Source organism: Cellulomonas sp. IC4_254 (genome assembly GCF_011603975.1).
In the GTDB taxonomy this organism is placed as follows: Bacteria; Actinomycetota; Actinomycetes; order Actinomycetales; family Cellulomonadaceae; genus Cellulomonas.
On sequence record NZ_JAANNB010000014.1, the window covers coordinates 25,821 to 34,810 of the forward strand.

An 8,990-nucleotide genomic window follows, 5' to 3' on the forward strand; every position below is an offset into this window, starting at 1 on the left:
GCGCGTCGACACCTGTCATCGGCACAGGTGAGGCGGACCTGAGCGCTCGGGCGGGTGGAGCCGCAGATCAGGGGCCGGTCCTCCCCCGTCCGGGCGGCGCGGAGCGCCGGGTCACCCCTCCGCGAGCCGGTCGAGCGCCAGCGCCGCGAGCACCGCCGGGCCGACCGCGAGCGCCCCGTCCTCGAACCGCGCCTGCGCGGAGTGGTTGTACGGCGCGGTCCGCGGGTCGGCGTCGGCGAGCGTGGCGCCGACGCCGAGGTACGTGCCGGGGACCTGCTGGAGCACGTAGGAGAAGTCCTCGGACCCGGCGAGCGGCTGCGGCGCGTCCACGTAGGCGCGCTCGCCGAACAGCCCGGCGGTGAGCCGCGCGAGCCGCTCGACCTCCTCGGGCCGGTTCGACGTGACCGGGTAGCCCCGCTGGTAGTCGACGGTGACGGACAGCCCGTGCGCGGCGGCGACGCCCTCGCACACCCGCGCGAACCGCTCGGGCACCAGGCCGTGCACCGCCTCGGAGAACGTCCGGACGGTCGCCTCGATGCGGGCGTCTGCGGGGATCACGTTGTCGGTGGTGCCGGCCTCGATCCGCCCCACGGTGACCACGACCGGGTCGAACACGTCGAACTGCCGGGTGACCATCGCCTGCAGCGCGAGCACGATCTCGGCGGCCACGGGCACCGGGTCCAGCGCGAGGTGCGGCATGGAGCCGTGCCCGCCGCGCCCGTGCACCGTGACGTGCACGGTGTCCGCGGCGGCCAGCAGGGTGCCGGGGCGGCTGGTCACGGCGCCGGTGGGCAGGATGGACGACAGCACGTGCAGGCCGTACGCGGCGACGACCCGCTCCCCCGCGGCGTCCAGCACCCCCTCCTCGATCATGAGGCGCGCGCCGTGGTCGCCCTCCTCGCCGGGCTGGAACATCAGGACGACCGAGCCGGCGATATCGTCGCGGCGCGCGGCGAGCAGCCGGGCGGCGGCGACCAGGCCCGCGACGTGCAGGTCGTGCCCGCACGCGTGCATGGCGCCGGGCACCTCGCTGGCGAACGGCTCGCCGGTCTCCTCGGTCACGGGCAGCGCGTCCATGTCGCCGCGCAGCAGCACCGACGGGCCGGGGCGCGCGCCGCGCAGCACGGCCACGACGGACGACAGCCCGGCGCCGGTGCGCACCTCCAGACCCAGCGGCTCCAGCGCCTCCAGGACCAGCGCCTGGGTGCGCGGCAGGTCGAGCCCGATCTCCGGGGTGCGGTGCAGGGCGTGGCGGAGCGCGGCCGTGTCGGGCAGCAGCGCCCGGGCGTCGGCGCGCAGGGCGTCCAGGGCGGAGCGGTCGAGCGGCATGTCGGACCTCCGTGGGGTGATGGTCAGCGTGCGGCGGGCGTCCCGGCGGGGCCGGGTGCCTCGGACGGCTCGGCGCGGGTCCCCGCGAGCGTCTCGACGGGGTAGAGCAGCCGCTCGCCGACGAGCCACGAGCCGACGGCGGACACCGTCAGCCCCGCCGCAGCCCACACCGGGACCAGGCGCAGCGCGTCGCGGGAGATCAGCCACTCGGCCACGAACAGGAACGTACCGCCGAACAGGGCGATGGCGGCGCCCGCCGGGACACCCAGCGCCACGGCCCGGATCGGCACCGGGAACAGCCGCGCGCCGGCGACCGGCGTGACCCCGAGCTGCAGGCCCACGCAGATGGTGAACAACGGTGCCGCGACCAGGTACGGCACCACCCCGGCCGCCAGCCCGAGCATCAGCGGCACCACCAGCACCGCGGCGGCGGTGAACCCCGTGCGGATCAGCACGAGCGGCCCGAACCGGTCGGCCAGGAACCCGGAGGCGATCATCGCGACCAGCAGGCAGATCAGCGCGACGGTGTGCTGCGAGGCCGCCTGGGTCTCGGTGTACCGGCCGGTGTGCCCGGCGAACTCCGGGAGGTACACCGACCCGAAGTAGACACCCATGGTCGACCCGATCGTCAGCATGAACGCGAGCGCCATCCGCCCGGCGTGCCGGCGCAGCAGCGGGCCCGGCGGCTCCGCCCCTGCGTCCCGCGCCCGCTCGAACACCTCCGACTCCGGGACCCCGCGCCGGATCCACAGCGCCAGCAGCCCGCACAGCGCGGCGATCACGAACGCGATCCGCCAGCCGCCGTCGCGCAGCCCGTCCGGGCCGAGGACCCCGAGCAGCACCGCGAGCACGACGGTGCCGCCGAGCGTGCCTAGCGCGTCGCCGGAGTAGGCGAACGCCCCGTACCGGTGCCGGCGCTCGGGCGGGGCGACCTCGACGACGTAGGTGGCGGCCGTGGCGACCTCGCCGCCCATCGCGATGCCCTGCAGCATCCGGGCGAGCACGACGACCACCGCGGCCCACCAGCCGGCCACCGCGTAGGTCGGCGCCGCCGCGATGACCGCCGCCCCGAGCGCGATGAGCGACACCGACGCCAGCAGACCCGTCCGGCGGCCCTTCGTGTCGGTGATCCGGCCCATCACGTACGACCCGAGCGGCCGGACCACGAAGCCGACGGCGAACACGACGTAGGCCCCCAGCACCCGGGTCACCGGGTCGTCGCCGGGGAACACCTGCCCCGCGAAGTACGGCGCGAGCAGCGCGTACATCGTCCAGTCGAGCGACTCCACGAAGATCCCCGCGGTGCTCGCCACCACGACCCGTGCCCTGCGCACCCGTGCCATCGCTGCCTCCCGGCGGCTCGCCCCGGCGGACCCGGCCCCGTGCCGGCACCGCCGGAACGTATCGTGGTGCGGATGGCCACGTTCAGCGAGCACCTGCGCGGCAGGTCGGACGACGAGCTGGTGCGCCTGCTGCTGCGGCGCCCGGACCTGGCGCACCCGTCGCCCGCCACGCTCGCCTCCCTCGCCGCCCGCGCCACGAGCCGGCCGAGCCTCGAGCGCGCCCTCGCCGGGGTGGACGCCGCGGTGCTGCAGGCGGTCGAGGCGGTCGTCGCGCTGCTGGCCGGGTCGACCGACCCGGCGGACGGGGTGCGGGCCCGCGACGTGGTGGCCGCGGTCGGCGCCGGGCGCTCCGACGCACCCGGAGTCCGCGCCGCGCTGGCGACCGCGACCGACCTGGCCCTGGTGCACCCCGCGGGCGGGCGCGCGACCGACCCGCTGCTGCGCCCCGCGCCGGGGGTCGCCGAGCTGCTCGGCCCGTCGACGGCCGGCCTGGCCGCCCCCGCGCCGCACGACCCGGACCCCGCAGCCGTCCCCGGGCTGCTCGCCGTCGCCCCCGCCGCGGGCCGCGCCGTGCTGGACGCGCTGACGTGGGGGCCGCCCGTCGGCGTGCGCCCGGCGTCCGGGCCCGCCGCCGAGGCCGTCACGGAGCTCGTGCGCGCCGGGCTGCTGGTCCGGGCGGACGAGCGGCACGTCGTCCTCCCCCGGACCGTCGCCCTCGCGCTGCGCGACGGCCGCACGCACCGCGCGCCGGCGACCCCGCCCGCCCCGGAGGACCTGCCGCGCCGGGACGCGACGCTGGTCGAGGCCGAGCACGCCGCCGCGGCCGAGCGCGCCGTCCGGCTGGTCGCGGGGCTGCTGCGGCTGTGGGGCCAGAGCCCGCCGCCCGTGCTGCGGGCCGGCGGCCTCGGCGTGCGCGACCTGCGCCGCACCGCGGCCGCGCTGGAGATCACCGAGCCGGAGGCGGCGTTCGTGGTCGAGCTCGCCGGTGTGGGCGCCCTCGTCCGCGACGACGGCGAGGAGTCGCCGCACCACGTCCCGACGACCGTCGCCGACGAGTGGCTCGCCCTCGACCTCGCCGACCGGTGGGCGCGGCTCGCGTCCTGGTGGGCGGCCACCGCGCGCTGGCCCGCGCTGGTGGGCACCCGCGACGAGCGCGGCTCGGTGCGCCCCGCCCTCGGGCCGGAGCTCGGCCGCCCGTGGGCGCCGCGGCTGCGGCACGCGGTGCTCGGGCAGCTCGCGGACGCCGGGCCGGGCGCCGCGCCGGACGCCGCCGCGGTCCGCGAGGGGCTGGCCTGGCGCACGCCCCGGTCGGTGCCGCCGCTCGACGCCGTCGCCGCGGTGCTGCGCGAGGCCGGCTGGCTGGGCGTGCTCGGCGCGGGTGCGCTGCCGGTCGCGGGCCGGGCGCTGCTGGACTCCGACGTGGACCCCCGGCCCGCGCTGGCGGCCGGGCTCGGCGCCGCGCTGCCCCCGGCCGTCGACGACCTGCTGCTCCAGGCCGACCTCACCGGCATCGTGCCCGGGCGCCCGAGCCAGGAGCTGGAGGCGCTGCTCGACAGGTCCGCCCGGGTCGAGTCCCGCGGCGGCGCCGTCACGGTCCGGTTCACGCCGGAGTCCGTGCGGGACGCGCTGGACGCCGGGTCCACCGCGGACGACCTGCTCGCGGACCTGGCGGCGCACGCCCGGGGCGGGGTCCCGCAGCCGCTGGAGTACCTGGTCCGGGACGCCGCGCGCCGGCACGGGCGGCTGCGCACCGGCGCCGCGTCCTCCTACGTGCGGACCGAGGACCCGGCGCTGCTGGCCGGGCTCGCCGAGGACCCCCGGCACGCCGACCTCGGGCTGGTCCGGCTCGCGCCGACCGTGCTCGCCGCGCAGGCGCCGCTGCACGAGCTGCTCGCCGCGCTGCGGGCGCACGGGCTGGCGCCGGTGGCCGAGACGCCGGACGGGCAGGTGCTGCACGCCGCGCCCACCGTGCGGCGGGTGGCGGCGGCACGGCCGCGGTTCGCCCCGGACGACGCGGGGCGCGGGGCGCAGCCGCCGGCCGAGCGCGCGGCGGCCCTGGTCGGCGTGCTGCGCCGGGCCGAGGAGGCGCGGGCCGCGGGCGGGTCGAGCGGCGGGGCCGGCGCGGTGGTGCGCGGCGCGGCGGCGGAGGTCGCCGGGTCGGCCGCGCGCGGGGCCGCCGCGGCCGACGGCTCCCCCACGCTGCGCGACCGCGCCTCGGGCGTCGCCGCCGCCACCGCGGCCGCCCGCGCCGACCGGACGACCGGCGCCCGCGGCGGTCCGCGCCCGTCGGCGGGAACAGCCGACCCCGCGGAGGCGTTGGGACTGCTGCGCGAGGCGGCGGCCGGGCACACCGAGGTGTGGCTCGACGTGGTCGGCTCGCGCGGCGCCCTGGAGCGGCGGCGGGTGCTGCCGGTCCGGGTCGACGGCGGACGGGTGCGCGTGGTGGACACCGCCCGGGACGCCGAGATCGTGGTCGCGGCCCACCGCGTCGCCGCGGTCACCCCGGTCGACGCGGCGGGTACCGAGCCGGCCGACGACGACGCAGCAGCCGACCCCCGGAGGACGGACACCGCATGACCGACGGACCCCTGATCGTCCAGAGCGACAAGACCCTCCTGCTCGAGGTCGACCACGACCAGGCGGAGGCCTGCCGCCGCGCGATCGCCCCGTTCGCGGAGCTGGAGCGCGCGCCCGAGCACGTGCACACCTACCGGCTGACCCCGCTGGGCCTGTGGAACGCCCGGGCGGCCGGCCACGACGCCGAGCAGGTCGTCGACACGCTGCTGGAGTACTCGCGGTACCCGGTGCCGCACGCGCTGCTGGTCGACGTCGCCGAGACGATGTCCCGGTACGGGCGGCTGCAGCTCGTCGCGCACCCGGTGCACGGCCTGGTGCTGCACGCCCTCGACGCCGCGGTGCTGGCCGAGGTGCTGCGCTCCAAGCGCACCGCCGGCCTGGTCGGCGAGCGGATCGACGACACCGACGTCGTGGTGCACGCCTCCGAGCGCGGCACTCTGAAGCAGGCGCTGCTCAAGCTCGGCTGGCCCGCCGAGGACCTCGCGGGCTACGTCGACGGCGAGGCGCACCCGATCGACCTGGACACCTCCGGCGAGTCGAACCTCGGCACCGACGGAGCCCCGCGCCCGTGGCAGCTGCGGCCGTACCAGGCCGAGGCCGCGGACGGGTTCTGGCACGGCGGCTCCGGCGTCGTCGTGCTGCCCTGCGGTGCCGGCAAGACCCTGGTCGGCGCGGCCGCGATGGCCCGGTCCAAGACCACGACGCTGATCCTCGTCACCAACACCGTGTCCGCGCGGCAGTGGCGGGACGAGCTGATCCGCCGCACCTCGCTCACGCCCGACGAGATCGGCGAGTACTCGGGCTCCCGCAAGGAGATCCGCCCGGTCACGATCGCGACGTACCAGGTCCTCACGCTCAAGCGGAAGGGGATCTACCCGCACCTGGAGCTGCTCGACGCCCGCGACTGGGGCCTCATCGTCTACGACGAGGTGCACCTGCTGCCCGCGCCGATCTTCCGGATGACCGCGGACCTGCAGGCGCGCCGCCGCCTCGGCCTCACCGCCACCCTGGTGCGCGAGGACGGCCGCGAGGACGAGGTGTTCAGCCTCATCGGCCCCAAGCGGTACGACGCCCCGTGGAAGGACATCGAGGCGCAGGGCTACATCGCGCCCGCCGACTGCGTCGAGGTGCGGCTGACCCTGCCCGAGCGCGACCGGATGCTCTACGCGACCGCCGAGCCCGAGGACAAGTACCGCCTCGCGGCCAGCGCCCCCGGCAAGACCGAGGTCGTCAAGCGCCTGGTGGCGAAGCACCGCGGTGAGCCGCTGCTGGTCATCGGCCAGTACATCGACCAGCTCGAGGAGCTGGCCGCCGACATCGACGCGCCCGTCATCACCGGCGGGACCAGCGTGACCGAGCGGCAGCGGCTGTTCGACGCGTTCCGTGCCGGGGAGATCTCGACGCTCGTGGTGTCCAAGGTCGCGAACTTCTCGATCGACCTGCCCGAGGCGTCCGTCGCCATCCAGGTGTCGGGGTCGTTCGGCTCCCGCCAGGAGGAGGCCCAGCGCCTCGGCCGGCTGCTGCGCCCCAAGGGCGACGGCCGCACCGCGCACTTCTACGCCGTGGTCGCGCGGGACACCGTCGACCAGGACTTCGCGGCGCACCGGCAGCGGTTCCTCGCGGAGCAGGGGTACGCGTACCGCATCGTCGACGCCGAGGACCTGGAGCAGGCGACGGAGGAGCCGGCCTGAGCCGGTGACCCCCGCGGGTGATCCACCGCGCGCGACGGCCCGTCCGGGAACCCCCGGGCGGGCCGTCTCGTTGCGAGGGGTGCACGCCCTGAGAAAGGATCGTCGGGTGCCGTCGTCGTCCCGTGGCTGGTCAGCCGCCGTCCCGCTCCTGTCCGCGCTGGTCGCCGCCCCGCTGCTGGCAGGGGCCGCCCCGGCGCTCGCCGCCGTGCCGGAGGCACCGCCGCTGCCCGCGGCCGACCCGCAGGCCCTGGACGGCGAGATCACCGACCAGGTCGGCGCGCTGTCGGGCGGGGACGAGGCGACCGTGCAGGCGGCGCTGGACCAGCTGTCGGACGAGACGCAGTACCAGCTGTACGTCGTGTACGTGGACGAGTTCAGCACCGAGCGGATCGCCTGGGTGGACCAGACCGCGGAGCTGACCGGCCTGGGCTCGAACGACCTCGTGCTCGCGGTCGCGACGGAGCAGCGGTCGTACGTGCTCGCGCCCCAGGAGGTCCCCGGCCTGTCCGGCAACGACCTCGACCGGATCGCGGCGGACGTCGAGGACCACCTGAGCGAGGACGACTGGGCGGGTGCCGCCGTCACGGCCGCCGACGAGGTGCGCGAGGCCGCGACCGGCGGCGGGTCCGGCTCGGGGCTGGGCTGGCTGTTCGTGGGCGGCCTGGTCGTCATCGCGGCGCTCACGGCCGTGGCGTGGGCGTCGTCCCGGCGCCGCGCCTCCCGGCAGAAGATCGCCGCGGGCACGCCCGGGCGGTTCCCGGGCGGCCCGCAGGTCCCCGGCGGCCCGGCCGGCGAGCTCGCCGCGCTGCCGACCGCCGAGCTCGACCGCCGGTCCGCGTCCGCGCTGGTCGGCATCGACGACGCGCTGCGCGCCTCGGAGCAGGAGCTCGGCTTCGCCCAGGCCCAGTTCGGGCCGGACGCGACCCGCGAGTTCGAGCAGGTGCTCACCCGGGCGAAGGCCGACGTGACGGAGGCGTTCCGGCTCCGGCAGACCCTGGACGACGACGTGCCGGACACCGAGCCGCAGGTCCGCGAGACCGCGACCCGGATCCTGCACATGGTCGGCGCCGCGTCGGCGGCGCTGGACGCCCAGAAGGAGTCCTTCGACCGGATGCGCGACGTCGAGTCCCGCGCCGGGGAGGCGCTGGACGCGCACGAGCGCACCGCCGCCGAGCTGCGCGCCCGGGTCGAGACGTCCCGCGCGACGCTCGGCACCCTCGCCGCCCGGTACCCCGCGGAGGCGCTGACGTCCGTGACCGGCAACCCGGACCAGGCGCTCGCGCTGCTGTCCGAGGTCGGCACCGCGGTCGAGCAGGGCCGGGCGGCGGTCGCGGCCGGGGACCGCGCGGTCGCCGTCCGGTACGCCCGCGCCGCCGAGGAGGCGCTCGGCCAGGTCGGCCAGCTCCTGGACGCCGTCGACCGCGCGGGCACCGAGCTCGCCACGATCGGCTCGCGTCTCGACGCGGCGATCGCGTCGATCTCCTCCGACGTGGACGACGCGCAGCGCCTCGCCCCCCGGCACCCCGAGGTGTCCGCCCGGGCCGAGGCCGCGCGCGCCGCGATCACCACCGGGCAGGCCGCGCGCGCCGGGGACGGCGACCCGCTCGCCGCCCTGCGCACCCTCACCGAGGCGGAGGCGGCGATCGACCGCGCGCTGGCGCCGATGCGGGAGGCGCAGGACCGCGCGACCCGCGCCCGGCAGCTGCTCGACCAGACGCTCGGCCGGGTGGACTCCGCGCTGCGCGGCACCACCGACTACATCGAGACGCGGCGCGGGGCGGTCGGCCCCGAGGCGCGCACCCGGCTCGCGGAGGCCGGCCGGATGTTCCGGGCCGCGGTCGACCAGCGGGACACCGACCCCGAGGCCGCGCTCGGCCAGGCGCAGCAGGCCGAGCGCCTGGTGCGGGAGGCCCAGCAGCTCGCGCAGCGCGACGTCGACTGGTACGACCAGCAGCGGCGCGGCGGCCCGGGCAACCGCGGCAGCGGTGGCGGGCTGGGCGACATCGGCGGCATGGTGCTGGGCGGCATCCTCATCGACTCGATCCTGCGC

General features: G+C 77.8%; 5 protein-coding genes. 3 read left to right on the top strand and 2 right to left on the bottom strand.

The window, feature by feature from the left end:
• Window positions 1–111: 111 nt before the first annotated feature.
• Both G6556_RS02925 and G6556_RS02930 read right to left on the bottom strand, forming a co-directional pair.
• On the bottom strand, window positions 112–1,329 hold the full coding sequence (locus G6556_RS02925) for a M20 family metallopeptidase (RefSeq protein WP_166938471.1): 1,218 nt from the start codon (window positions 1,327–1,329) through the stop codon (window positions 112–114).
• 23 nt (window positions 1,330–1,352) lie between these two features.
• Window positions 1,353–2,672, bottom strand: coding sequence for an MFS transporter (locus G6556_RS02930; RefSeq protein ID WP_166938473.1), 1,320 nt, complete (start codon window positions 2,670–2,672; stop codon window positions 1,353–1,355).
• Window positions 2,673–2,744: 72 nt separating this feature from the next.
• On the opposite strand from G6556_RS02930, the gene G6556_RS02935 reads away from it, so the two are divergent.
• From G6556_RS02935 to G6556_RS02945, 3 genes are all read left to right on the top strand, one after another.
• Window positions 2,745–5,249, top strand: a complete 2,505-nt coding sequence (locus G6556_RS02935; protein ID WP_166938474.1) for a helicase-associated domain-containing protein — start codon at window positions 2,745–2,747, stop codon at window positions 5,247–5,249.
• A complete protein-coding gene (locus G6556_RS02940) occupies window positions 5,246–6,940 on the top strand; it encodes a DNA repair helicase XPB (RefSeq protein ID WP_166938476.1) in 1,695 nt (564 codons plus the stop codon). The genes G6556_RS02935 and G6556_RS02940 overlap by 4 nt, the downstream gene beginning before the upstream one ends.
• 106 nt (window positions 6,941–7,046) lie before the next feature.
• Window positions 7,047–8,990, top strand: a 1,944-nt coding sequence (locus G6556_RS02945; protein ID WP_166938477.1) for a TPM domain-containing protein, incomplete at its 3' end; no start/stop codon positions are given.